Source organism: Alkalicoccus daliensis (assembly GCF_900103955.1).
Lineage (GTDB): Bacteria > Bacillota > Bacilli > Bacillales > Salisediminibacteriaceae > Alkalicoccus > Alkalicoccus daliensis.
The window spans coordinates 76,268-99,460 of sequence record NZ_FNIL01000003.1; the positions used below are offsets into that span (position 1 = coordinate 76,268).

Genomic DNA, 23,193 nt, shown 5'->3' on the forward strand with positions numbered 1-23,193 from the left:
AACGAATTAATTAGAAGATCTTATATCTGTATTATAAAAAAATATATAACTGTTGTATATAACTTATAAAAGTAATTAATGACATGTTTGTGAAATATTGAACATAAACCATTTTTCAATATGCTGTACTACTCTATTTACATAACTGTATGAATCTTTATTTCCCGCCTTTATAATTTAAGCAGAAAGCTTTTAGGGAACATCTTTCATGAGGACTTATACTAATCCCTCTGCTTCATGCATAATTCTCTGCACTTCAGTTATAATTGTTTTTGCCTTTCCTTCTAACACCAGATCAAAGTCTTGTCCGCTGCTGGAAACTTCCGCATTCAGATACACAGTCCTCCCGCTGGCTAGCAGAGGCAGCTGATTTGCTGGATATACTTCCAGGCTTGTTCCAATAACAATAATCAGTGAAGCTGATTTAATGCGTGATAATGCGGTATTCCAGGCTTCCTGCGGCAGCATTTCCCCAAACAATATCACACCGGGACGCAGCTTCCCTCCGCAGACACCGCACTTTCTTTTAGCTTTAAAATCGGATGGAGCCGCTTTTGCACCACAGTTATGACAATAAATATTTTTAAGGGAACCGTGGAGCTCGTAGACATTTTTGCTGCCTGCCGCCGTGTGAAGACCATCCACATTCTGTGTAGCTACTGCATCGACAAAACCTCTCTCTTCCCAATCAGCAATAACCTGATGACCTTCATGAGGAGCTGTTCCCTCCAGTGCTTCCAGTCTGGCAGTGTAAAAATCGGTAAAAAGTTCATAGTTATTATCTAGAGCTTCAGGTGCTGCAACTGTAATAGGATCAATACTGCGCCACCATCCTTCTTTTGAACGGAAATCCGGCAGATTGGATTCTGTGCTCATACCTGCACCAGTTAAAACTATCGTACTCTTCGATGTAAGCAGCCAGTTGGCAAGCTTCACCTGATTTTTATCTCTCTCAGGAAAGCATTTTTCAGTCCATGCGGAAAAAGCTGAATCATTCCGATAAGAATGTGTAAGTATTTTTCTTTTCACTTGGTTTACTAACGCTTCATCAATGTACATCGGATAGAGAGAAAGCCAGGCATAACTTTCTATAAGTGCCAGCGCATCCGTTTCTGCATTGGAAAAACTGCGATCTCCTGTTTCCAAATCTGTCACTACCCTGCGAAATTTCCACTGCTTTTCTGCATCCTGTCCTTTTACTTCAATGAGGATCCCTTCTCCACCAATCGACAAAAGTGTATTCCAAATCTCAGTTGTCATTTTTTGCCTCCTCCCTATTTATATGGTTCCTATACCCGCTGCAGAAGAAAACATTCAGGATGAAGATATTTAAGTATTTCTATAAGTGTAAAAGAAAAAGCCATAGAAGAATTTCTTCTATGACAAAATTTCTTTTACGCGTCCGACGACACCACTGGTAAGCTTTACTTTTATTCCATGCGGATGATTAGCAGATTTCGTCAGCAGCGTCTGCACAGTTCCTTCTGTTAATTTTCCAGTGCGCTGATCCTGCTTCTGCACTACTTTAACATTCGTACCTGGCTTGATATCTGCCCTGTTTGTACCCGGCATAATCATATCGCCCCTTTCCTCTACACTTTTCAGTATAGCGGATAAAAGCACCATCTGTAAAAATTAATTTTTCATTTTCGGATCAAGCGCATCTCTTAAGCCGTCCCCGATCATATTAAATCCGAGTACAACGAGCATAATAGATATCCCCGGGAAAAGAACTGTCCAGGGAGCACTCTGGATATACTGCCTTGCATCAGAGAGCATTGCACCCCATTCCGGAGTAGGAGGCTGTGCCCCCAGCCCTAGAAATCCAAGTGCGGCTGCTTCCAGGATAGCTGTACCAAACCCCAGCGTTGCCTGCACGATAATCGGCGCAGTGCTGTTCGGCAATACATGATGAATTAAAATTCTTCCGCTTTTCATTCCCTGTGCTTTTGCAGCGAGGATATATTCTTCTTCCCTGATGGAAATTACTTTTGAGCGTACGAGCCGCCCGAAGATCGGGATGTTAATAATTGCAATCGCTATAAGAGCATTCTGCAAAGATGGACCGAGAATTGCTACAATCGCAATGGCAAGAAGTATACTCGGGAAAGCGAGCATAATATCGAAAAATCTTGAAATTAACATATCAACCCATCTGCCATAATATCCCGCAATAATCCCCAGCATAGAACCGAAAATTAAAGCTCCTGTTACTGCAAAAAATCCTACCAGTAAAGAGATTCTTGCTCCGTAAACAATCCTAGTAAAAATATCCCTGCCCAAATCATCGGTCCCAAACCAGTTATTTAAATTGGGAGAGGTAAGCCTGGGCCCCGCATTCAACGTAGATGGCGCATAACTTGTCAGAAACGGAGCGAAAATTGCAATTAAAATAAAGAAGCTGATGATAAACATTCCTACAATTGCAAGTTTGTTTTTCTTTAATTCCCGAAAAGCTTCTTTCCAGGGGGAGGCCGGAGCCGGCATGGAAGTCTGCGGCTCTTGTTCTTCCGGTCCTGGAATTGGTGTTTTGTTTGTTGGTTTGACTGTCTCCATATATACCGCTCCCCCTTAGTATTTAATTCGAGGATCTATAAAGCTGTATAAGAGATCCACTATCAAATTAATAAACACGAACATAGTAGCTATAATTAATATACCGGACTGAATAACCGGATAATCTCTGTTTCCAATCGCATCAAAGACATATCTTCCTATGCCCGGCCAGCTGAAAATAGTTTCTGTGAGAATTGCTCCGCCTAAAAGTGTTCCAGTCTGCAGACCTACTACTGTAAGTACAGGAATTACTGCATTTTTAAAGCCGTGGCGGTATACAATCGATAATTGATGAATTCCCTTTGCCTGTACAGTGCGGATATAATCTGAGCGCAGTACTTCAAGCATACTCGATCTTGTCATTCTGGCTATAATCGCCATCGGAATTGTTCCCAGTGCAATACCCGGCAGGATCAGATGCTGAAATGCAATAGAAAATTGATCCAGTCTTCCGGAAAGCAAAGTATCAATAAGGTAAAAGTGTGTCACTGTTTCTACAGGATCTCTTGGATTCGCTCTGCCGAACGCCGGCAGCCAGCCAAGTTCCTGGGCAAATACCCACTGCTGCATCAGTCCAAGCCAGAAAATCGGCATAGAAACACCAATAAGGGCAATAATCATTGCTGTATAATCAAATAAAGAGTTTTGTTTCCAGGCGCTGATGATTCCTGCATTGACCCCCACAATTACAGCAAACACCATTGCAAATATTGTCAGCTCAATCGTCGCTGCTAAAAACGGCCAGATATCTCCTGAAATTGCTGTATTTGTTCTAAGTGACTGGCCAAGATCTCCCTGCAGAAGCCCAAGCATATAATCCGTGTACTGCACGAAGTAAGGTTCATTTAACCCAAGCTGTTCTTCCAGCTGAGCGACTGCAGCTGGTGTTGCCTGCTGGCCCAGGATAGTAAGAGCAGGATTCCCGGGAATTAAATGGATAATAGAAAATGTTATTAATGACATTCCGATTAGTACGGGTATCAGCATTAATAAACGGCGTATTGTATAAGCGAACAATAAACGCACCCCCCGCTGTGTTTCAGCATATGTAATAGTAGTTGCAGAAATATGTCCATTAGTAAAAAAGGGGGCAGTAAGAGCGATTCTCTTTAGCTGCCCCCTCTTAATATTGATTTTACTCGCTTAATTCAACTTCAGTTAAAGGTTCACTTGTAGATGGGTGCGGTACATAGTTCTGTACGCGGTCACTTCCTGCAAGAACTGGAATAGAGTGTACCAGCGGGATCATAGGAGCGTCTTCATGAATAATCTCCTGTGCTTCCATGTACAACTCAGTTCTTTCGTCTTCGTCGATACTAACTTTTGCCTGATCAAGCAGCTCATCTACTTCATCATTACGATAGAAATCACGGTTACCGCCTGGTATTGCATCTGAGTGCAGCAGGTTACCGAAGAAATAATCCGGATCACCGTTTGTTCCAGACCATCCAAGCATGTAAACATCATGTTCACCAGCTTCTGTCTGTTCCAGATAAGTAGCCCACTCCATGCTGACGATATTAGCTGTTACACCGATATCTTCGAAGTTTGCCTGCATTACTTCAGCTGCACGCTCTGGATCCGGCATATAAGGCCGTGCTACCGGCATTGTCCATAAATCAAACTCCAGCCCTTCATACCCAGCATCCTCCAGCATCTGCTGCGCTAACTCAGGATCGTATTCGTAAGGCTCGATCTCGTCATTGTAGCCGAGGTAGTCCGGTGGAATAAGGTTCTTCGCGGGCTCTGCATTGCCTGCATAAAGCAGCTCAATCAGTGTTTCTTTATCAATGGCATGATTCAATGCGCGGCGAAGCTCTGGATCATCAAACGGTTCTTTATCACCATTGAAACCAAGGTAACCGATATTGTTAGTAGTACGTTCGAAAGTAGTAATTCCTTCTTCGCCTTCCAATGCTTCCAGATCGTCAGGGTTCAGCCCATCCATAATATCGATTTCTCCTGAACGAAGTGCAGTTAGACGAGCGGAGTTGTCAGGAATTACCTGGAAAATTACCTGGTCAAGTTTTGGAAGATCTTCCTGCCAGTAATCTTCATACTTTTCCAGCACAATGGAGTCATCACGTGACCAGCTGACAAATTGGAAAGGACCTGTGCCGACTGGGTTTTCATTAATTTCCGGACCGTATTCTTCAAGCGCTGCCGGAGAAGTCATAGAGAAATAACTCATCCCCATGTTCTGAAGAAAAGACCCAAGCTGATTATTCAATACAAATTCAACTTCATAGTCACCAAGCACATTGATTTCATCAATTACGTGCCCTTCGTCTCCTACAAATCCGCCAAATTGTGTGCCGTAAACTGCATATGCATATCCTTCATCCCCAAAGTGAAACTCGTGATCGGGATCAGCCCATCGTTCAAAATTGGTTTTTACTGCTTCCGCATTAAATTCTGTCCCATCATGGAAAGTTACCCCTTCGCGCAATGTGAAGACGTAGCGTAGTCCATCATCATGCATTTCCCAATCCTCTGCAAGCCCCGGACCGATTTCAAAAGAATCCTCTTCAAAAGAAAGTAGACTTTCGAACATCTGCTCCGTTACACGGGAAGACTCCCCATCCGTTACACTTGCGTAGTCAAGGCTGACAGAGTCTCCTCCACGTGCGAAGATGAGCGTTTGATCTCCAGCGGGTGCTGCAGCTTCTTCATCTCCATCACCTTCCGCATCGTCTGCACTTTCTTCATTGCCTTCTCCTGCAGCGTTGTTATTCGCTTCTGTATCAGCAGGATCTCCTTCACTATTATCAGCTGCGCAGGCTGTAAACATTAGTGAACCTACAACCGCCAGTGATAAAACTAAAGACTTCTTCATTGCATTTCCCCCTTTTAATATTGTTAATTTTGCTGCAAATGATAATCTGCTGTCTGCTCCTGCGTTGACTCTTCGTCATACAGGTGGCATGCAGCAAAGTGGTTAACTTTAATTTCCCGGAATTCGGGCACTACGGTTTTACACATATCCATAACTGCCGGACATCTTGTATGAAACGGACAGCCGGATGGAGGATTAGACGGACTCGGAACGTCTCCTTTTAAGATAGTACGCTCTTTCTTTTTATCCGGATCCGGTTCCGGTACGGCTGACATGAGTGACTGGGTATAAGGGTGAAGCGGTTCCTTATAAAGATTCTCATTAGTAGTAAGCTCTACCATTTTACCGAGGTACATCACCCCAATACGATGGCTTATGTGTTTTACAACGCTCAAATCATGCGCAATAAATATATAAGTGAGTCCAAACTGTTCCTGCAGGTCTTCCATCAAATTCAAAATCTGCGCTTGTATTGATACATCGAGCGCCGATACCGGCTCATCACAAACAATAAGCCGGGGCCTTACAATCAATGCTCTTGCGATGCCAATCCGCTGTCGCTGGCCACCGCTGAATTGATGAGGGTAGCGTGAAGCATGCTCTCCTGGAAGTCCTACTATTTCCAGAATCTCTTCCACCTTTTTTCTGCGTTCTTCTTTCGTCCCTACCCCGTGAACCAAAAGCGGTTCTCCAAGAATTTTTTCAATTTTATGACGAGGATTCAGGGAAGCATAGGGATCCTGAAAAATAATCTGCATATGCCTCCGCATTACGCGCATTTCCTCTGTACTCATCTTAGTGACATCTTTACCATCAAAAATCACTTCGCCCGCCGTTGGTTCTATTAACCGGAGCAGCGCTTTACCTGTAGTGGATTTTCCACAGCCGGATTCTCCAACAATTCCCAGAACTTCACCTTCGTACACATCGAAAGAAACGTCGTTTACTGCTTTTACTTCCCCAACCTGTTTTGCAAGAATTCCACCTTTTATAGGAAAAAACTTTTTAAGGCCTTTGACTTCCAGTAAGGGCTGTTTCGCCATTTTTACCGCCTCCTTCCTTATTATCGTATAAGAAGCAGCGGCATAAATGCTCATCTTCCAACTGGAGAAGTTCAGGATTTTCGACCAGGCACCTGTCAAACACTGCAGGACACCTAGCGGCAAAACGGCAGCCATTTTTTATAGAACCTGGTTTTGGTACATTCCCCGGAATTGAATAAAGACGTGTGTCACGTTCTGAAAGCTTTGGAAGTGATTTAATTAACCCCTGGGTATAAGGATGTTTTGGATTCTTCAGGATCGTACGAACGGACCCTTGCTCCACTACTTTCCCTGCATACATTACTACAACCCGCTGACAAACTTCTGCGACCACTCCGAGATCATGCGTGATTAACAGAATTGCAGTACCCTTTTCTTTATTTAAGTTCTGCATCAATTCTAAAATCTGCGCCTGTATTGTAACGTCCAGGGCGGTAGTTGGTTCATCTGCGATTAGCACTTCCGGATCGCTTGACATGGCTATAGCAATCATTACCCTCTGCCGCATGCCTCCGGAAAGCTGATGAGGATATTCATTCACAACTTCTTCAGGCCTGGGTATTCCTACTAAAGTAAGCATTTCCACCGCTTTTCTGTGGGCTTCTTTTTTCGAAATATTACTGTGATTCCGAAGGCCTTCCGTAATTTGAAATCCAATTTTAAAAAGAGGATCCAGTGAAGTCATCGGTTCCTGAAAAATCATCGAAATTCGATTTCCTCTGATCTGTCTCATTCTTTTTTTGCTCAGTTCAACTAAGTTCTCTTCATTCGTTTCTTTTCCTTCACTTCTGTAGAGAATTTCTCCCCCTACAATTTTACCGGGCGGATCTGGTACAAGCCCCATAATTGATAAAGAAGTCACGCTTTTGCCGCAGCCCGATTCCCCAACTACACCGAGTACTTCCCCCTGTTGAATATGGAAGCTCACATCGTCTACAGCAGGAATCTCTCCTCTGTCTGTAAAGAAGTGGGTCTGTAAGCCGTTCACTTCCAGTACTGGTTTACTCATGTCTCTCCCCCTAGTATGTCGACATGACAAATATGTATTCTGTTTGTAAATTTATAATTTTCGAAAAATTATATCTATAAAAATAAAATTACTACATTAGGACAAAATAATCAATTATTATTTTCAAAATTTTATAAAATTATGTAACAACATGTATCTTGATATGCTTACATGGATTTAATTAACCCCTGTCATATCAAGGTTTCAAGAAATATAGCTGATTATATCACATTAAAAATTGTATAGTTTTAATTTTTTGTATGAATTATGCTGAGATAGTGTATTTTGTGAAATTATTGCTTCAGCGAAGACTTATCCCCATTTCATAAAATGGCCGTTCTGCGGATGAACAGGCACAGTATTTAATGATAATCATCCGTTTAAATCCTTGTTCAGGATCAATGGAAGCTATTTATTTAAGCAAAATACTAAGCTTGCACGGAACCCTGATAACGAAAGATGGAGGACTTGCTGAAGGATTTCTCTGCTGGAATGCCGAAGAGCCGCAGTGGGTATTCTGTCTTTAAATAACACGCTCCGTACTATCCATTTAATAAAATTTAAAAACGCATTTTCAAGAAATATCTTCTTGAAAATGCGTTTACTTCTCGGGCTTATTATTTTTCTTCTTTCGTTTCTGCAGTTTCATTTAATCGCTCTTCCAGTCTTTCGATTTTTTCATGCAGTTCCTGATTCTCATTTTCCATTTCTATATTCCGTGCTTTGGAAGAGTAGTAAGGATCCGTTTCCCACCAGTCTATTCCCATTTCCTTTGCTTTATCTACAGAAGCTATTAATAACCTTATTCTTATTGTAATCAGTTCAACATCAGCTAAGCTTATCGAAATATCTCCAGCAATAACTACACCTTTATCCAGTACTACTTCCAAAACCTCCACAAGACTGTTTTGATTCGTGGAGTGTTTCACTTCGTCTGAATATTTCACTTGATCCATCTCACCCATCTATAAAAACCTCCCTAAGATTACAGCAAATTGCCCAATGGGCCGAGATCAATATTAAGATCTTCTGCTGTGAGACCAAAATATTCTTTCATTTCTTCCATTTTTTCTTCCAGATTATACAATGCTTCACCCAGCTTTTCCTCTTCTTCATCTGTAAGAGATCCGTTCTCTACTCTGCGCATCGCCTGCCGTTCTACCAGCTGTCTCAGCAGCTCAATTACTGTCAGCACCAGTTCTGCAAGACCTTCCTGCACTTTATCTGGATCGAGTGACACGTTGCTCGGGTTATTAAGCAGCTGTGAAGATTTTTCCATTATTGTTCCTCTCCTTCCACAATGGCTTCTTTTTCTTCCATACTCTTTTCTTTACTTTCAATCAAAGTTTCGACAGAAGTTAATAAAATGCGGAGATCTAAATACACCAGATCAATATCCGCTATGGATATCATAATATCCCCTCGCAGAACAACACCTTTTTCCAACACTGCATCCAGCACATCCAGCAGTACAACTTCCTGATCTTTATTTAATTCACGCGGCATATTAATCTCCCCTTATTATTCCGCACCAGAATGCTGCAGTTTAGCAAAATGATAACTTGGCCATGGCCCTGAAGCTTCTACAGTCAATCCTTTATATTCTCTTTCCGCTCGCTTTTGGAACTCACGTATGTGCACTAATGCTTCTTCTGCCGCTTGACCGTCTTTAAATAAATATACACTGTTCCATACCATTTCATCTTTTCTGCCGCTCAGCTTTTTCTCCCACAGTTTTTTCTTTTCGTGGTCACTTGTAAGCGGTAGAAGAGACTGGTGAAGCTCCGAACATAAATATTCCAGCTGTCTTTCTGTTTTTTCCTGCAGCCAGCTGTCCATATTTTTTAATGCGAAAAATTGCTTTCCTCTGGGCATCTGTTCGATTTCTCTTCTTCGTTCTTTCACCAGTGGAGCATCCTGGGTGAAAGCGGCATCAAAAGTATGGCGGTCAGCGTATACCTTTAAGCTCCATTCTTCTTTATCTGCCAGATAATCAAAAAGCTGTTTTATTTCTTTTTGCTTATTTCGCAGAACTTCTTCCAAGCTTTGCATAGATTCGTATACAGTTCCAAAAGAAAGCGGAATAATCCTGAATAAACGAGATAATTCATTTACTACTTCATGATGATGAAAGGCGTGATCTTTTAACCACTCCATATTTTCTGCGCTGTGCTGTAAATTCTCTTCAGAAAAATTTTGCGAATCTACAGGAGTGCAAACAGCTGTTACTCCTTCAATTTCATGAAATTTTACGTTTTCATTTTCCAATATTCCTTTCAGTTCCGGCTGCTCGTCCTGATTGATCGGAGGCAGAAATCCGTAAACATATAAATATCGTCCCACCAAAAGAGTCCCCCTAACCTTCCTGGTTCTCCATTTCCGCCTGCTTCGCAATTCTATATCGCTGCAGCAATACTTCTTCTTCTTTATCATACATTTCTTCTGTGATGTCCCCAAGCTCATACATCATTTGTAAATGTACCAGTTTTTTTTGAATTACTTCCAAATCAAAAAATTCCTTGTCCACTTCTTCTTTCACTTTTTCACCTACGTAACGAATGCCATCGATCGGCCACGTGAAAAGTTTAAGAATCATGTTGCACCTGCTTTCACTTTAAGATCAATAAAGTTGTATGCCGGCCAGGGTCCCGTGTAAGTAAAATCAATATGGTCCTTCCATTTTTCATAAATTTCATTTACCTTTAAATCAAATTCCTCTTCTTTATCTTTTTCAAGAAGAAATGCTGCATTGAGAAGCATCCGCTCATTTACTACTTCATTTGATTTAGCTGCATTGGCAATTTTAGCCAACGGTTGAAATACTTCTTTTTCAAACTGCAGGTGGATAGCTCCTACAAAATCTTTGGAAGCCTCCCCGATTGCAAGACGATCATAATAAGAAGAAGCTTTTGACTTATCCTCAATGCTCTGCTGCATCTGCTTCAGCTTTGGATTATTCTGTGCCTGTTCCTGCATCCATTTCTTTTTACCAACCAGTTTTAACCCTACCTCAAATTTGTTTGCAATCTTCGGGAAAATTATTTTAAAGTTGGGATAAAGCTGCTTCATAAATATTTCCACATCTTTTTCTGATTCCACTATATTCCCGAAACTCACCGGAATTACAGTATGCTCTTTCATAATATTACTGACGGCATCCTGGTGTGCTTTCGCATTTTTTCTGCTTGGCTCATAAATTTTAATGGGAGCCTTTGCAGCTACTGCCGCCATATCCTTATAAGGAACTGTAATAACCTTACACTTTTCTCCATCTAATTCCACGTCTTTAAATTTTTTATTTACAGCGTCCGGAATTACAGCGAATAAATAATAACCCACGGTAAATAGCCCCCCTACCTGTTTTAATCAGCATCCTTGACTGCACTTCTTACCAGATGCGATGCTCGTTGAAAAGTGTCAGCACCTTCAAACCGAATGACTTCTCCGCTCAGTACATCCTGGCACACCTGCACAAAGTCATTATTTTCTTTATCAATCTCAATTTCAGCTTTTTTCGAAATTGTTGCAATCATTAAGGCGGAACGAATACTTAACAGTTCTTTTGCATCTCCTACTTCACTTTCCAGTTTCTTTAAAATACTCCATATATACCGCGCATCTTTATGACGAATATCAGCTGTATGCTGAATAATGGCTTCTGTAGTTTTTTGTGTAAATGCTACTTCCATTGTAATAAGGCGGTCCATAAGTGCATCCTGTTTTTCAAAAATCCCGGCGTATTCTATAGGGTTGGAAGTAAAGATAATATTGAACTCAGGATGTACCTGTACCTGAGATTGCTTCTGTTTCGTCCCATAAAGCGGAATAACCCTTTCTTCCAGGATTGAAAGGAAAAGGTTGTTTGTTTCAGGACGGGATCTTGAAAACTCATCATATATGAGTGTATGTCCTTTTTCTGCTGCTTCAACCAGTCTTCCTGGTGTCCAGTCTTCTTTAATGTTTACTTCTTTTTTATATACAGTGCTGATAAAATTATCAACCAGCTTTGTACTCGTAAGACCAGTAATACCGCCCAGCAGGTCTTCATTGGACATCTCATGATTACCTGTTATTACACTTACCGGCCGTTCACGCCTTTTTGCAATTTCCATGGCTAGAGCTGTTTTACCAGCACCTGATTTTCCTGTAAGGTGCACTGGATAACCTGTGGATAAAACACGCACAGCTCTTTCAATTAAAGAGTTTGTTTCATCCGTTTCCACATACTGCTTCTTCGGTTCCGCATTTTCTTTTTTTGAATTGTCTTTCGCCTGAGTATTTGATTTTTCAGTAGACTTTACTGTTTTCTGCTTTGTGCCCATTGATTTCTGCGGTGCACTTTTCACTGCCGTGTCACGCTTGGTGGCTCTTCTTCTGCTGGATACTTGCTTCTGCGGACTCATATCGTTTATACCTCAGCTTCCTGTTGAAAGTCAGTAGATGTACGCTGACGGAGAGCAATCCGTTCAAAAGAAGTTACGTCTCCATCTTCATCTACGTGAACTGAGTAGCTTCCTATCAGCTGATCCCGGCCGTATCTCTTCATGTATTCTTTTTCTTCAATTACTTCTACTCCCAATTCCCATTCATTTTCTTTTTTCACAATTGAAGTAAAACGATGAACTGGAGAAAGATGCTCCTCAAAATAATCTCTCACTGTATTCATTAACTCTTCTGTTTTCATAATGCTGTCATCCTTTCTGAGTTTAAAAGTTACAAAAAGACAGGGGCAGCTTATGCGAATCTCCTCTGCCCCTGAATTATTATCTATTTAGGCGAAATTTAATTGCTCTCTTCCACCTGTAGATAGATCCTCATCAATTTCTCCCTGGACCTCATCACGCAGCAGACCAACAGCTTCTGCATATCGCAGCCAAGTATCCACACTTGCGATTACAATTCTTGCTTCAATCGTAATTAATTCAATACCTACCAGTGAAACTCTTACATAAAGGTCTATTACAATACCCTTATCTAGAATTCGGTCGATTACTTCTGCAAGACTTGATGTATCTGTACTCTTCTGAATAGCCATTATAAATCTCTCCTTTAAATTTTTTTAGGGTTTTTTAATATACGAGACGCCCTTAATACTGCTGGCCCCCTTTACGCCAGAGTATCCTTTGATGTCTGCTGCAGTTTTTATTCCGTCGTCTTCGGATGAATCCCCTAGATTGGTGAATGCATTATCCTTCAATTCTTCCTTCGCATTTCCTGCCTGATTCTGAAGTTCTTCTTTTGCCTCAGAAGCTTTGTCCTGAAATTTTTCTTTTGTTTCTTCCAGCTTGTCGCCTACGTCAGAGAATTTTTCTTTGAATTCTTCTTTCACATCCTGCACCTTCTCGACTTTGTCATAGACATTCTTGCCTGCAGCTACCGCTGCGGCTGCGCTTTTTGCTTTCGGAAATTCATCAGCTAAATTTTCAGCAACATCTTCTGCTTTATCCTGCGTTCCTTCTTTCACGGATTCCGCAGTGTCTTTTATTTTATCTACTGCATCTTCGGCAAGTGAACTGTCATCTTCTTCCTCTGCCATTCAAATCCCTCCTTTTACGTTAGGATTCTTTAACTTTACCGATAAAAAAGCCATCGACTTCTTTCATTTTTCCGCGCCACAGTACATTACCTTTGGATGGAATAGCTGTGCCGCTTTCATCAAACATCTTTGCTTCTTTCATGTGCACGTAATTAATCCCTGGTTCTTCTCCGGATTCAAGATGGTGAGTAGCCTTTTCCAGCTTGTCGTAAATCTGCTTATCAGCGTCATTATCTTCGGAAAAAGCTTCCATCAGTTCTTGAAAGTAGTATTCTGCAGAAACCAGGTTTCCACTTACCAAGGTCCCATGCACGTTAAGAGTAATTGGGATTTCATAATCTTCATGTTCGTTTACTGATTCAATCATGAGTTGTAAAATTACGTCTTTTTCTTTGTTTGATCCAGCCATAATGTCGACTCCTTTTTACAAGTCATATAGTAGATAAATTATTTTTTAGAAGACTTCTTTTTAGAACCGCCTTTACCTTCTACTTCTGTTTCATTTCCAGAAGATTCTTCTTCTTCCTCTTCCTCTTCCTCTTCAGATTCAGACTCTTCTTCCTCAGATTCCTCTCCTTCTTCAGATTCGGACTCCTCTTCCTCGGATTCCTCCTCTTCAGATTCTTCCTCCTCGGATTCCTCTTCTTCGCCTTCTTCTTCCTCTTCTTCACCGCCGCCTGATTGTGCGGAAATTAACTTTTCAAGCTGTTTTTCCAAACGGTCCATGCGTTCCTTCATTTCATCCTTTTCTTCATCCGGTTTCTCTTCGCTTTCTTCTTCAGATTCCTCTTCTTCGCCTTCTTCTTCCTCTTCTTTACCGCTGTATTCCGGTTCTTCTTCATCTTCGTCTTCTTCTTCTTCGCCTTCTTCCTGCTCTTCTTCCTCCTCATCCTCATCATCGGAACTGCTTCCGCCGAGAAGATTTCTCATGGAGTCCTTCATGGAATCTTTTAAAGAAGAGCCCTGCGTAGACGCTTTATCTTTTAGTTTTTCAGCTAAAGAAGCGCTTTTTTCTTTCCAGCCATCTGTATCCATATCGGTGAATTTACTCATTAATTTCTCGCGGTTCTGCGGGTTAAAGTAATAACCGGCTGCACCCCCGATTACTGCACCCATCACAGTAGACTTAATAGTACCAGGTCCCTGTGATCCTTCCTCTCCCTCTTCCTGGTTTTCCTGCTCTTCACCTTTTTTACTCTGCTTCTTTTCCTGTTTTTCTTCCTGCTGCTTTTCCTCTTGCTGCTTCTTTTTCTTTTCTGCCATGATTCATGACCTCCTTCTGCTATTTCTATATTATTTATCTGAAGAATCTACCAGTTTGGATATCATCTCTTCCAATCTGTCCATACGTTCGTTTAATTCTTGATTTTCTTTGCTTTGAGCTTCGCTTTCTTCATCTGATGAGGATTCCTGCTGATCGTCTTCCTGTTCTGCTGATTCATCTTCACTGCTCTGTTCGGCATTACTGCCCTGCACTTTGTTTAACAATGATTGTTTTCCTTTTTCCAGTATTTCATCCGGAATGGAAGCTCCCTTGGAGTCAAGATAAGAAGAAATTGAATTCTTAAAGTTGGACGAAACTTGTTCAATTACAAGGTCCTGTACTGTGCGCCTAAGCTGAAAGCCTACAGACTTTGCCACCTCAGACTGCCCTGCTTTTTTTATAGCAGACTTAGCTGCATCACTGCTGCTGATAAAGCCGAGACCTGCTCCGATTAGAGAGCCTGCCATCACATAGCTTTTATCGACTTTCTGTTCGGATTTTTCTTCTGCGCTCATGTAAATCCTCCTCTTTGTAAATAACTCTGCAATTACTTTGTACTATTACCTAATTGTTAATGTGGAAAACCTCTTTATACATAATAAGTATTTATTACATAATCTTTAGCCCCGATGGAATTAAAATAAACTAACAATTTCATTTTTATACAATTAAACTTCAACTTTTATAAATTTACATTTTTATGATAAAATAATTATATACTTTGTGAATGTTTTCACTTTTAGATGTCTTCGAATGTAGAAGGACCTAAACTAAAGAGATGGCTTTCCGTAATAATCATATATTCACAGTCATATTTGTAAGCGAACATTTTCAAAGTAAAACTCATTATAGACAGGAGCTAACTTTATGAAAATGAAAGTAATATCCGGACTCTTATTAGTGATGGCTTTATTCGGAGGATATTGGTATGTGACAACGGGGGACAGTTATTCTGCAGAAATATCCAGTACGGATGAGATTCAATCTCTGGTAAATGATATAAATGCAGGTACTGCAGCTGCCCATTCTGCTTCTATAGATTCTCATGAATTAGTTGTGAAGGATGATAAAAATGAGGGTACACATTATGATTTAAGTGAAGAAGATTTTTTCGTTTCTATTGCTCCCTATCTTAATGAAACCCATCCTTGTGAAATTCACAGCCTGACCGGGTGTGAGGGAGAAATGCAGGAAGAGGATTTTTATCTTTCGGTTATTGATATGGATGGAAGCACTATTCTCGAAAAAGATATTCAATCATTGTCTAATGGATTTATAGATTTATGGCTTCCCCGTGATAAAATTTTCGAAGTTACTATTGAACATAAAGGAAAAACCGTTAAAAAAGAAATATCTACTTTCGAGGGAGATAATACTTGCATTACAGATATGCAGTTACGTTAAAAAGGAAAACCTCGAATTCTTTCCATGTTTAATACGAACTTATAAGTATTCTGATTAATAAAAGCAGGAAGCTGAAAAGCGCTTCCTGCTTTTTTCAGAGTGTTTATAAAGTGAGAAATTTTATATATTTATGATTTGCTGTGTATGGGTTCTCCTCCGCTTTCCGGCCAGCCTTCAGCTATTTGCAATGTCTGCCGGATAGAACAAAATAAGAAGAGCATGGGTCCGCGCAGCCACATCCATCTCGGAAAAAGCATACGAGATGGATGCAAAACCCTGGCTGGCTTCCCTCATGCTTGGAGAGAAGTTATTTCCGAAGAAAAAGTGTTCGCATCTCTGCGGTTTCGTATAAAAACCATGGTCTCCTTTAATTATGCTGCAGGGCCAGAAGGTCGACTTCTGGAGGATGAAGAACGATTCTTACATCTTCCCAGGCGGTCTTACTGGGAAGATATAGTAAGCATGTGCGAAACCAGCCAATGATCTTGAAAGCACTGGAAAGAGCTTTTCGCTTTCCAGTGCATTGGCTGCGTGAAGCCATACTCTTTTTTTAGAAGGCAGGTTAGCGGAGAGAGTTCCCTCCGGAAAGCGGACTTTCGAAGGCAAAGCATACAAGCGTATACTTTTACAAAAAAATATTTCAACAGCCTGATAAGAGCTGAGTTTGATGATTACTTCCTTATCAACGTTGCTACTGCTTCTACCTGGGCCGTCTGCGGAAACATATCTACCGGCTGCAGCCGTACAAGCTTATAACCAGCTTCCGCCAGCTCAGTGACATTTTTTGCAAGTGTAGAAGGGTTGCAGGAAACGTAAACAATTCGTCTCGGCTTGGATCTTTTTAAAGTGTATAGCAGCTTTGCGTCTAAACCAGTGCGTGGAGGATCCACTATTACAACGTCTGCCTTCCAGCCTTCCTGTTCCCATTTAGGAATCACATCTTCTGCCCGGCCTGTTTCATAATGTAGATTTGATGCTTCATTTCTAATTGCGTTCGCCTTTGCATCATCTATTGCTGCTGGGACAATATCCATTCCTCGTATTTCTTTTGCTTTGTCCGCTACCCAGAGTCCAATCGTTCCTACTCCACAGTAAGCATCAATTACTTTTTCTTTGCCGCTGAGCTGCGCTGCTTTTTTAGCTGCATCGTATAATTTTTTAGTTTGCTCCGGATTCAGCTGAAAAAAGGCACGTGCAGATAAATCAAAAGATATGCCATCCATTTTTTCGTGAATTTTTTCTTTCCCATCAAGTACTATAGTTTCTTCTCCAAAGATTACCGGTGTTTTATCCGGGTTTATATTCTGTACAATTGACGTTACGTCCGGCAGACGTTTACGGACTTCTTCAATAAACAAATCTTTTTTGGGGAATTCTCTCTCTGCTGTAACAAGTACAAGCTGATATTCATTTGTTTCAAACGCTACTCTTGTAACAATAGTTCTTAAAAAACCTTTATTTTTATTCGGCTTATAGATAGGAATCTGCAGACTGGCAGCTATTTCTTTAACTTCGTTCGTGACCTTGTCCGTCTGGGGATGCTGCACAATACATTCATCGATATTTAACAAACGGTTGCTGCCTCTTGCATAAAGACCTGCTATTACCCGATCCTTTGCAAGCCCAGCCTGCATCTGCGCTTTGTTTCGATAACGCCATGGATCTTCCATGCCAATCGTTTCGGGAAATTTCACTTTTTCCAAGGGGATTTTTGTATAGCGTTCAAATGCCTGCCGCACAATATCTTTTTTTTCACGAAGCTGTCCTTCATATGTTAAATGCTGGAGCTGACAGCCACCGCATTCTTCATAAACTGGACAGGGTGGAGTAGTTCGGTCCGGAGATTTTTTTCGTATCTTCACAATTTTTCCAGTAGCAAATTTTGTGGAAACCTTCTCTGCTTCACAAACGATTTCTTCTCCCGGAAGAGCTCCTGGAACAAAAACTACCTGTCTTTTGAAAAATCCTACTCCCTCTCCATCAATACCTAATCGTTTAATAGTCAGTGGGAATTTCTGTCCCTTCGTTATCGTAACTTGATTACTTTTACTCATATTCTACCTCTTTTCATTTTTTAGCTGGAGACTCTCCCAAAGATAAAGAGAAGCATAAGTACGGTAAGGCTTCCATTGCTCTCCCATGCCGGCTAAGATTTCCGGCGCTGGCTTCGCCTGCGCAGATTTAAGCTTTTTAACAGCATTTAGAATTCCAATATCCTGGATCGGAAGTAAATCAAGCCTCCCCATGCCAAACATCAAAAAATTTTCCGCAGTCCATCTGCCAACTCCGCGAATTTGAATAAGATCACTTATGATTTCTTCATTCGTTAATTTATATAAAGAAGCTAAATCCAACGTACCTTCTGCTATTATTTTTGAAGTATCAATAATGTATTCAGCTTTCCTTCCGCTGAACTGTAATGCTCTTAGGTTATCTACATGAAGATCAGCCGTCTGCGCTGGAGAAGGATAAAACCAAGCTCCCTCTTTTTGAAAGCCGAAAGTCTGTACAAACCGGGAAGTGAGCGTATAAGCAAATTTCATATTCAGCTGCTGATGGATAATTGTTTCATCAAACTTCCATACAGCTGAGAATCTGATACAAAAGGAAGCCCCCTGAATCTTTTAAATATAGAGTCCAGTTCCGTGTCTTCAAAATGTACAGCTACTTCTCCTAAATTAATATTCCAGTGAAAAAGATGGGAAAGCTGTTTGATTACTTGTTCTTCTGCAGCTTCCCGGGGAAAAGTAATAATAAATTCAGGAGTGTCCACCGTGCCAATCTGCTGAAGTTGTACAGTAATTGGAGATTCATTCAGCCATAGCGGGACTGTCATCATTTGCTTCTTCAAGTCTATCTGAAGCAGCGGATCCATGGACAGCCTGATTAATGCCTGCTTAAAATTATACGGCCCTGGAATTGTTAACGTACGCTTCATTTATACTTCACCTCCCCGGCTTATGTCTTTTAAAAGAGGCACCCCGGTAAATTTCTGGGACGCCTCTCGATGACTTTCATTATTGCATATGTTCCTGGATGTGAGCAGTATTATTCGTAAAATGAATTTTTGCCTGCCCCATCTCATCAAAAAATACTTTGGTAATACCTGTATTATCTATATTGAAGATACGGTTCCACTGATGCCAGCCGTCTCCAGCAATAAGGTACATCAAAAAAATACTGATAAATCCACCATGCGAAACAGCAAGTATTGTTTCCCCTTCATGATTTTCATGCCAGTGTCTCATGAGTTTCAAACACCTTGCTGATATAGCATCAAAGGTTTCAGTTCCCGGAATACCGGAAGTTACAAAACTTCGGTGCTGCAGCTCGGGATACTCTGCCAGTATATCTCCACGCGGCTTATTTTCCAGCGGCCCCAGAAAAACCTCCCTCAGTTCTTCCATTCCCTGCGGCTTCATCTTCAAAGGATCGGCTATAATTTCTGCAGTACGAAATGCTCTGTTCAAGTCACTGGAATACACTTTATCAAAATGAATATACTGCAGAGACCTCGCTGCAAGTTCCGCCTGCCGGATGCCGAGATTTGTAAGAGGATACTCGCTCTGCCCCTGAATGATATGTTTTACATTCGCTTCAGATTGTCCGTGTCTTATAAGATACAGGGTAGTCAAGATCGCTCCTCCTTCATTTATTCGTATTGCTGACGATACTGCTGGCACTGCGCTTCCAGTTCATCGAGCATATTAATAATGCGGTCTATATCTTCGACCTTTGTTTGTTCAGGATCGAGTGTATCAAGTACATTTACTAGTGTTTCCATTCTTTCATGAAGTGTTTGCAGTTTTACTTGCTTATCATTTTCCATATCATTGCTCCTTTCAAGTCTTTCCAACTCCCAATTGTAACAGATTCCTTCAGGAAGGCAACGGGAGGGACTGTTATCTAATCATTTTTCCTGCTATGATAAGTACGTTATGAAAGGATTTGATTGAAATAATGAATAAATTAAAAACAAACCTTATTCCATCTAATGATCCCTGGGAAGCCTACTTGGACCAGATGGAATTTGGTACTCCAACTTTAACGAATGTTGAGTTTACTACAACAAATTTATGCAATATGAGATGTGAACACTGCGCCGTAGGATATTCACTGCAGACAAAAGACCCCGAAGCACTTCCTTTAAGCGATCTTTTAGAGAGTCTGGATAAGATACCTCAGCTGCGCGCGCTGAGTATCACCGGTGGAGAGCCGATGCTGTCAGTGAAATCCGTGAAGGAATACGTAGTCCCTCTCTTGAAATATGCATACGAAAGAGGAGCAAAAACGCAGATAAACTCTAATTTAACTATGCCTTTAAAGCGGTATGAATTAATACTCCCCTATCTTGATGTCCTGCATATATCTCACAACTATGGCAGTGTGGAAGATTTTGCTGATATAGGCTTTGCGGTAATGGAGAAAAAGCCAGCAAAAGAAATGCGCGAAAAGTATTTTCACCGCATGATAGAAAACAGCCGTCACTTAAGTGAGAGAGGAGTCTTAATTTCAGCGGAGACTATGCTGAATAAGCGAACGCTCCCTCATCTGGAAGCAATTCACCAGCAGATTATAGATATGGGGTGTCAACGCCACGAGATTCACCCAATGTACCCCACTTCATTTGCGAGTCATCTTGAAACAGCTTCCCTGGAAGAAATTCGCGCTGGAATTCATCGGCTGCTAAATTATCGCAGGGAGGATATCTGGATGCTTTTCGGAACGCTTCCTTTTTACGCCTGCAGCAGCAATGAAGATGACCTTTCATTATTGGAACGTCTCTATCAAACTAAAAATGTCACAATCAGGAACGACCCGGATGGCAGATCAAGATTAAATGTAAATATATTTGACGGTTCCATACATGTTACTGATTTTCATGCTGATGGGAATCTCGGTTCTATCTACGAAAAGTCTCTTCCCGAAGCTTTTGAACAGTGGCAGCAGACTTCCACTTCCCAATCGCTTTCCTGCCACTGTCCGGCAGTAGAATGTCTTGGACCTAACCTTTTGGTGAAAAATGCATATTATCCAACAGTTGATTTTCTTTCCCGTGCTGCGAAAATTAGTAAATAAGGGAAGCCTGCCACAGAGAAATTCTTCAGCTATCGCCAGGAAATAAGCAGGGTTCCGCGCAGCCAATCCAAGTATGCTAAAGAGCTTCTCCATAACTTTTGCCGGAAAGCGGAGGAAACCTATACACAGCAAATCAAAAACATACAAAATTTCTTACTATTTAAACACGCTGAAAACGCTGACTAAAACTAGTCAGCGTTTTTGAATGTTACTTTAGATATTTTAATTGGTTTTCATCATCACCTTCCAAACCACCTCTGGCTAAGAAAGTTTTGCTTGTTTATCATCTCCCAGCAGACGCTCACACTGCTTATGACGCATATCAAAAATCTTTAACGGATCATAGAAGTATTCAGGGTGCGCCTGAAGTTTTGCGAGCTCTTCTTTAGTGAGCTGCAACTGCTCTTCATATTCTGCCATTACTGCTTCGATATGTTCAATGATATCGGCGAAAGCTGTGTCTACATCTGCACGGATCGCTCTTTCAAATAAATCAAACTCAAAGAAAAGCTTGTAGGAAAGCGTTTCTGCGACATCCTGAAAATCATCGTTTTCCAGATACCTTTTATACTGCTGCAGTAAAAATGATTTACTCTGCTGCATGTCTCCAAAGTATTTGCCGACATTTCGCAGCAGCAGTTGTTTTGGCTCCAGACGGGACATGATATTTTCTTCGGGTAACTCTGTTCTGTTAATCATTCGTGTGAGATCCCTTTTCCAATCGTGAATCAGTTCAAAATCAAGCTGTAAATGCAGCTTCTCTTCCCCAATCATTCCATTTAAGCTTTCGTTCATTTCATTCAAATAGTCCTGCGTCACTTGTAATTCAGCTTCTGTATTACGCAGCCACTGCTGTAACGATTTTCTGAAAATAGGGAAAAGCTGTTCATCGACATATGCCCGAAGACGTGTATTCATAGCTACGTTTAATTCCTCGTGAAGGTTCTTTGCAGACTTTTCTTCGTCATTCAATACATCTTCCGTAGCTTTAATTAACGAAGGTACATTCGATTCAAACTGCTCTTTCTGCATTTGTTTCATCTTTAGATAAGTTTCAAGGATATTCTCCTGCTTTTCAGACCGCGTATCACTCAGTGTTGCACGAAGTCCTTTGAATCTGCTGAGCATTTCTTCATAAAACTGGATAGAATCCTCCAGTGAAAATTCTACAGTTTTCTGCTGTTCCAGCAGCAAGCCTAATAAATTGCTTATCGCCCGAGATAAATTTTCTGCGATTCTTTCTGCCTGAAGTTCATTTGTACGAATGGATTCCAGCCACTTTACTCTGTCGAAAGTCAGTCCATCCCGCTGATCAAGCATAGAGGAGAGTCCTGCACTTCCTGAAAGCTCCTGTCGAAGTTTATCCGTTGTTTCTTCAGGATCAATGTCTTCTGTTTCCACCCAGGCTACGATGGATTCAAGCAGACGGAGCATTTCTTCTACAGCGAGTGATGCATCCTGGGAAGATGCGCCGGGAGGGCTCATCAATACAGATTCTTTTTCAGGAAATACTTCTTCCCAGGCTGCCTGGGCTGCAACAGCAAGTACTGCACTCTGTCCATTGGAAAGCATTTCCCAGTGACGCAGTAATTCAGGCATCACAGGTTCCATCTCTTCTTCCAGATACCTTGCATCTGTTAAATCATTGTAAATATCGTGGTGAAGCGCGGCCATTGTTTCCCAATCAGGATGTCTTGACAGTTCAATAGTCGCAAAAATGGAATTCATAGTCCCGACCCAATACAAATAATTATCTGTGTCACGATATGCAGCAGTCCATGCTGCCATTAATTCCTGGAATAAAGATTGATCTTTTTCCACTACGTCTCTTGCAGGTTTTTCAAAGTATTCTGGAGTGAAAGAATTTGTATATCCGGCAGAAACATAGCGGAGAAGATGACGGTACCACGTCAGATCTTCTGTTCTTTCAGCCTCTTTTACCGCGAGATCCACAGCTTTATTCCAGTCTTTATTATCTTCATAGATTGTTCTGGCGAGCTCTGATACTCCCGGGTAGTCAGGATCTATGTTTAAAGCTTCCGTTAAGTATTCATAAACCTTCGCCTGGTTTTTCTCTTCTGCGTAAATAGAAAGAAGCTGTAAAGCGACTTCGCTTTTTAACACACTCTCCTCCGTATTTACTGCAAGGTATTTTTCTTTCGCTTTTTCCATCCATCCATTGTCATAATAGGCGTCTCCAATATTCTTTTCAGCCCAGGATTTCAGAGATCCTTTCACAAGCTCCCATTTAAATACAGCGGCTTCGAGGTCTTGATGATGATAGTATACTTCCCCTTGGGCATAGCGGATATCTGCTATTAAATCAGGTTCTTCCTCTTCTTTTGTTTCAGCAATCAGCTCACCTAAATGCTTTACAGGAAATTGCTGGTATGGTTCTTCCACTACTTGTTTGTAATACGTTTTCCGAACCAGCGCTTCTAATTTATCCATGCGTTATCCCTCCAT

28 protein-coding genes are annotated in these 23,193 nt (G+C 41.2%); 2 read left to right on the forward strand and 26 right to left on the reverse strand.

Annotation, left to right across the window (positions count from 1 at the left end; genetic code table 11):
• Nucleotides 1–216 precede the first annotated feature (216 nt).
• The 20 genes from BLP92_RS06975 to BLP92_RS07070 form a co-directional block, all read right to left on the reverse strand.
• Nucleotides 217–1,260, reverse strand: coding sequence for an SIR2 family NAD-dependent protein deacylase (locus tag BLP92_RS06975; protein WP_342028383.1), 1,044 nt, complete (start codon nt 1,258–1,260; stop codon nt 217–219).
• Nucleotides 1,261–1,377: 117 nt separating this feature from the next.
• The gene (locus BLP92_RS06980; protein ID WP_090842378.1) at nt 1,378–1,572 is read right to left on the reverse strand and encodes a YwbE family protein; all 195 of its coding nucleotides are present in this window, start codon (nt 1,570–1,572) and stop codon (nt 1,378–1,380) included.
• 63 nt (nt 1,573–1,635) lie between these two features.
• On the reverse strand, nt 1,636–2,487 hold the full coding sequence (locus tag BLP92_RS06985) for an ABC transporter permease (protein ID WP_090842380.1): 852 nt from the start codon (nt 2,485–2,487) through the stop codon (nt 1,636–1,638).
• An 84-nt stretch (nt 2,488–2,571) separates the two neighbouring features.
• Nucleotides 2,572–3,573 (reverse strand): ABC transporter permease, encoded by a 1,002-nt coding sequence (locus tag BLP92_RS06990; protein ID WP_175444204.1) that lies wholly within the window; start codon nt 3,571–3,573, stop codon nt 2,572–2,574.
• Nucleotides 3,574–3,691: 118 nt separating this feature from the next.
• Nucleotides 3,692–5,392: an ABC transporter substrate-binding protein gene (locus tag BLP92_RS06995; protein ID WP_244516704.1), complete on the reverse strand. Its 1,701-nt coding sequence runs from the start codon at nt 5,390–5,392 to the stop codon at nt 3,692–3,694.
• Between the two features lie 23 nt (nt 5,393–5,415).
• Nucleotides 5,416–6,435, reverse strand: a complete 1,020-nt coding sequence (locus tag BLP92_RS07000) for an ABC transporter ATP-binding protein (protein WP_090841970.1) — start codon at nt 6,433–6,435, stop codon at nt 5,416–5,418.
• Complete coding sequence (locus tag BLP92_RS07005) at nt 6,398–7,444, reverse strand: ABC transporter ATP-binding protein (protein ID WP_090841972.1); 1,047 nt, start codon at nt 7,442–7,444, stop codon at nt 6,398–6,400. Before BLP92_RS07005 ends, BLP92_RS07000 begins: the two co-directional genes overlap by 38 nt.
• Nucleotides 7,445–8,061: 617 nt before the next feature.
• Nucleotides 8,062–8,400, reverse strand: a complete 339-nt coding sequence (locus BLP92_RS07010; RefSeq protein WP_175444221.1) for a gas vesicle protein — start codon at nt 8,398–8,400, stop codon at nt 8,062–8,064.
• A 29-nt stretch (nt 8,401–8,429) separates the two neighbouring features.
• Nucleotides 8,430–8,723 (reverse strand): gas vesicle protein K, encoded by a 294-nt coding sequence (locus tag BLP92_RS07015; RefSeq protein ID WP_090841977.1) that lies wholly within the window; start codon nt 8,721–8,723, stop codon nt 8,430–8,432.
• On the reverse strand, nt 8,723–8,950 hold the full coding sequence (locus BLP92_RS07020) for a gas vesicle protein (protein ID WP_090841979.1): 228 nt from the start codon (nt 8,948–8,950) through the stop codon (nt 8,723–8,725). Before BLP92_RS07020 ends, BLP92_RS07015 begins: the two co-directional genes overlap by 1 nt.
• Nucleotides 8,951–8,965: 15 nt before the next feature.
• Nucleotides 8,966–9,787 (reverse strand): GvpL/GvpF family gas vesicle protein, encoded by an 822-nt coding sequence (locus BLP92_RS07025; RefSeq protein WP_175444205.1) that lies wholly within the window; start codon nt 9,785–9,787, stop codon nt 8,966–8,968.
• A 13-nt stretch (nt 9,788–9,800) separates the two neighbouring features.
• The gene (locus BLP92_RS07030) at nt 9,801–10,040 is read right to left on the reverse strand and encodes a gas vesicle protein GvpG (protein WP_090841983.1); all 240 of its coding nucleotides are present in this window, start codon (nt 10,038–10,040) and stop codon (nt 9,801–9,803) included.
• Entirely contained in the window at nt 10,037–10,783 is a 747-nt protein-coding gene (locus BLP92_RS07035; RefSeq protein ID WP_090841985.1) for a GvpL/GvpF family gas vesicle protein, read from the reverse strand. Before BLP92_RS07035 ends, BLP92_RS07030 begins: the two co-directional genes overlap by 4 nt.
• Nucleotides 10,784–10,806: 23 nt before the next feature.
• Nucleotides 10,807–11,847, reverse strand: coding sequence for a gas vesicle protein GvpN (gene gvpN / locus BLP92_RS07040; RefSeq protein ID WP_090841987.1), 1,041 nt, complete (start codon nt 11,845–11,847; stop codon nt 10,807–10,809).
• 5 nt (nt 11,848–11,852) lie between these two features.
• Nucleotides 11,853–12,128: a gas vesicle protein GvpO gene (gvpO, locus tag BLP92_RS07045; RefSeq protein ID WP_090841989.1), complete on the reverse strand. Its 276-nt coding sequence runs from the start codon at nt 12,126–12,128 to the stop codon at nt 11,853–11,855.
• An 87-nt stretch (nt 12,129–12,215) separates the two neighbouring features.
• Entirely contained in the window at nt 12,216–12,479 is a 264-nt protein-coding gene (gene gvpA, locus BLP92_RS07050) for a gas vesicle structural protein GvpA (protein ID WP_090841991.1), read from the reverse strand.
• Between the two features lie 24 nt (nt 12,480–12,503).
• Complete coding sequence (locus BLP92_RS07055; RefSeq protein WP_090841993.1) at nt 12,504–12,980, reverse strand: hypothetical protein; 477 nt, start codon at nt 12,978–12,980, stop codon at nt 12,504–12,506.
• Nucleotides 12,981–12,999: 19 nt separating this feature from the next.
• Nucleotides 13,000–13,389 (reverse strand): gas vesicle accessory protein GvpU, encoded by a 390-nt coding sequence (gene gvpU / locus BLP92_RS07060; RefSeq protein ID WP_090841995.1) that lies wholly within the window; start codon nt 13,387–13,389, stop codon nt 13,000–13,002.
• Nucleotides 13,390–13,427: 38 nt separating this feature from the next.
• The gene (locus tag BLP92_RS17875; RefSeq protein WP_139148930.1) at nt 13,428–14,243 is read right to left on the reverse strand and encodes a YtxH domain-containing protein; all 816 of its coding nucleotides are present in this window, start codon (nt 14,241–14,243) and stop codon (nt 13,428–13,430) included.
• A 30-nt stretch (nt 14,244–14,273) separates the two neighbouring features.
• Nucleotides 14,274–14,759: a hypothetical protein gene (locus tag BLP92_RS07070; protein WP_090841998.1), complete on the reverse strand. Its 486-nt coding sequence runs from the start codon at nt 14,757–14,759 to the stop codon at nt 14,274–14,276.
• A 352-nt stretch (nt 14,760–15,111) separates the two neighbouring features.
• Between BLP92_RS07070 and BLP92_RS07075 the strand changes: the two genes are divergently transcribed.
• Entirely contained in the window at nt 15,112–15,648 is a 537-nt protein-coding gene (locus BLP92_RS07075) for a CueP family metal-binding protein (protein ID WP_090842000.1), read from the forward strand.
• 671 nt (nt 15,649–16,319) lie between these two features.
• On the opposite strand, the gene rlmD is transcribed toward BLP92_RS07075, so the two are convergent.
• The 5 genes from rlmD to BLP92_RS17985 form a co-directional block, all read right to left on the reverse strand.
• Nucleotides 16,320–17,702 carry a 23S rRNA (uracil(1939)-C(5))-methyltransferase RlmD gene (rlmD, locus tag BLP92_RS07085; RefSeq protein ID WP_090842004.1) on the reverse strand — a complete coding sequence of 461 codons (1,383 nt, stop codon included), beginning with the start codon at nt 17,700–17,702 and terminating at the stop codon, nt 16,320–16,322.
• Between the two features lie 3 nt (nt 17,703–17,705).
• Nucleotides 17,706–18,191, reverse strand: coding sequence for a DNA-3-methyladenine glycosylase family protein (locus BLP92_RS18175; RefSeq protein ID WP_244516706.1), 486 nt, complete (start codon nt 18,189–18,191; stop codon nt 17,706–17,708).
• 2 nt (nt 18,192–18,193) lie between these two features.
• Complete coding sequence (locus BLP92_RS18180; protein ID WP_244516708.1) at nt 18,194–18,586, reverse strand: hypothetical protein; 393 nt, start codon at nt 18,584–18,586, stop codon at nt 18,194–18,196.
• A gap of 79 nt (nt 18,587–18,665) precedes the next feature.
• Nucleotides 18,666–19,283: a histidine phosphatase family protein gene (locus tag BLP92_RS07095; protein ID WP_175444206.1), complete on the reverse strand. Its 618-nt coding sequence runs from the start codon at nt 19,281–19,283 to the stop codon at nt 18,666–18,668.
• 17 nt (nt 19,284–19,300) lie between these two features.
• Nucleotides 19,301–19,477, reverse strand: a complete 177-nt coding sequence (locus tag BLP92_RS17985) for an SE1561 family protein (RefSeq protein ID WP_090842007.1) — start codon at nt 19,475–19,477, stop codon at nt 19,301–19,303.
• 131 nt (nt 19,478–19,608) lie between these two features.
• Between BLP92_RS17985 and yfkAB the strand changes: the two genes are divergently transcribed.
• Nucleotides 19,609–20,727, forward strand: coding sequence for a radical SAM/CxCxxxxC motif protein YfkAB (gene yfkAB, locus BLP92_RS07105; protein ID WP_090842009.1), 1,119 nt, complete (start codon nt 19,609–19,611; stop codon nt 20,725–20,727).
• Between the two features lie 261 nt (nt 20,728–20,988).
• On the opposite strand, the gene BLP92_RS07110 is transcribed toward yfkAB, so the two are convergent.
• Complete coding sequence (locus BLP92_RS07110) at nt 20,989–23,178, reverse strand: tetratricopeptide repeat protein (RefSeq protein ID WP_090842011.1); 2,190 nt, start codon at nt 23,176–23,178, stop codon at nt 20,989–20,991.
• Nucleotides 23,179–23,193: the final 15 nt, after the last annotated feature.

Bases quoted from the DNA above. Each gene is read 5' to 3' on its own strand.
- BLP92_RS07010 (WP_175444221.1), bottom strand. From the start codon at position 8,400: ATGGATCAAGTGAAATATTCAGACGAAGTGAAACACTCCACGAATCAA.
- gvpN (WP_090841987.1), bottom strand. From the start codon at position 11,847: ATGAGTCCGCAGAAGCAAGTATCCAGCAGAAGAAGAGCCACCAAGCGT.
- BLP92_RS06975 (WP_342028383.1), bottom strand. From the start codon at position 1,260: ATGACAACTGAGATTTGGAATACACTTTTGTCGATTGGTGGAGAAGGG.
- BLP92_RS06980 (WP_090842378.1), bottom strand. From the start codon at position 1,572: ATGCCGGGTACAAACAGGGCAGATATCAAGCCAGGTACGAATGTTAAA.
- BLP92_RS07015 (WP_090841977.1), bottom strand. From the start codon at position 8,723: ATGGAAAAATCTTCACAGCTGCTTAATAACCCGAGCAACGTGTCACTC.
- BLP92_RS17985 (WP_090842007.1), bottom strand. From the start codon at position 19,477: ATGGAAAATGATAAGCAAGTAAAACTGCAAACACTTCATGAAAGAATG.
- BLP92_RS06995 (WP_244516704.1), bottom strand. From the start codon at position 5,392: ATGAAGAAGTCTTTAGTTTTATCACTGGCGGTTGTAGGTTCACTAATG.
- BLP92_RS07075 (WP_090842000.1), top strand. From the start codon at position 15,112: ATGAAAATGAAAGTAATATCCGGACTCTTATTAGTGATGGCTTTATTC.
- BLP92_RS07005 (WP_090841972.1), bottom strand. From the start codon at position 7,444: ATGAGTAAACCAGTACTGGAAGTGAACGGCTTACAGACCCACTTCTTT.
- rlmD (WP_090842004.1), bottom strand. From the start codon at position 17,702: ATGAGTAAAAGTAATCAAGTTACGATAACGAAGGGACAGAAATTCCCA.
- BLP92_RS18180 (WP_244516708.1), bottom strand. From the start codon at position 18,586: ATGAAGCGTACGTTAACAATTCCAGGGCCGTATAATTTTAAGCAGGCA.
- BLP92_RS18175 (WP_244516706.1), bottom strand. From the start codon at position 18,191: ATGAAATTTGCTTATACGCTCACTTCCCGGTTTGTACAGACTTTCGGC.
- BLP92_RS07020 (WP_090841979.1), bottom strand. From the start codon at position 8,950: ATGCCGCGTGAATTAAATAAAGATCAGGAAGTTGTACTGCTGGATGTG.
- BLP92_RS07055 (WP_090841993.1), bottom strand. From the start codon at position 12,980: ATGGCAGAGGAAGAAGATGACAGTTCACTTGCCGAAGATGCAGTAGAT.
- BLP92_RS06985 (WP_090842380.1), bottom strand. From the start codon at position 2,487: ATGCCGGCTCCGGCCTCCCCCTGGAAAGAAGCTTTTCGGGAATTAAAG.
- yfkAB (WP_090842009.1), top strand. From the start codon at position 19,609: ATGAATAAATTAAAAACAAACCTTATTCCATCTAATGATCCCTGGGAA.
- gvpU (WP_090841995.1), bottom strand. From the start codon at position 13,389: ATGGCTGGATCAAACAAAGAAAAAGACGTAATTTTACAACTCATGATT.
- BLP92_RS17875 (WP_139148930.1), bottom strand. From the start codon at position 14,243: ATGGCAGAAAAGAAAAAGAAGCAGCAAGAGGAAAAGCAGCAGGAAGAA.
- BLP92_RS07070 (WP_090841998.1), bottom strand. From the start codon at position 14,759: ATGAGCGCAGAAGAAAAATCCGAACAGAAAGTCGATAAAAGCTATGTG.
- BLP92_RS07110 (WP_090842011.1), bottom strand. From the start codon at position 23,178: ATGGATAAATTAGAAGCGCTGGTTCGGAAAACGTATTACAAACAAGTA.
- BLP92_RS07030 (WP_090841983.1), bottom strand. From the start codon at position 10,040: ATGATTCTTAAACTTTTCACGTGGCCGATCGATGGCATTCGTTACGTA.
- gvpO (WP_090841989.1), bottom strand. From the start codon at position 12,128: ATGAAAACAGAAGAGTTAATGAATACAGTGAGAGATTATTTTGAGGAG.
- gvpA (WP_090841991.1), bottom strand. From the start codon at position 12,479: ATGGCTATTCAGAAGAGTACAGATACATCAAGTCTTGCAGAAGTAATC.
- BLP92_RS07000 (WP_090841970.1), bottom strand. From the start codon at position 6,435: ATGGCGAAACAGCCCTTACTGGAAGTCAAAGGCCTTAAAAAGTTTTTT.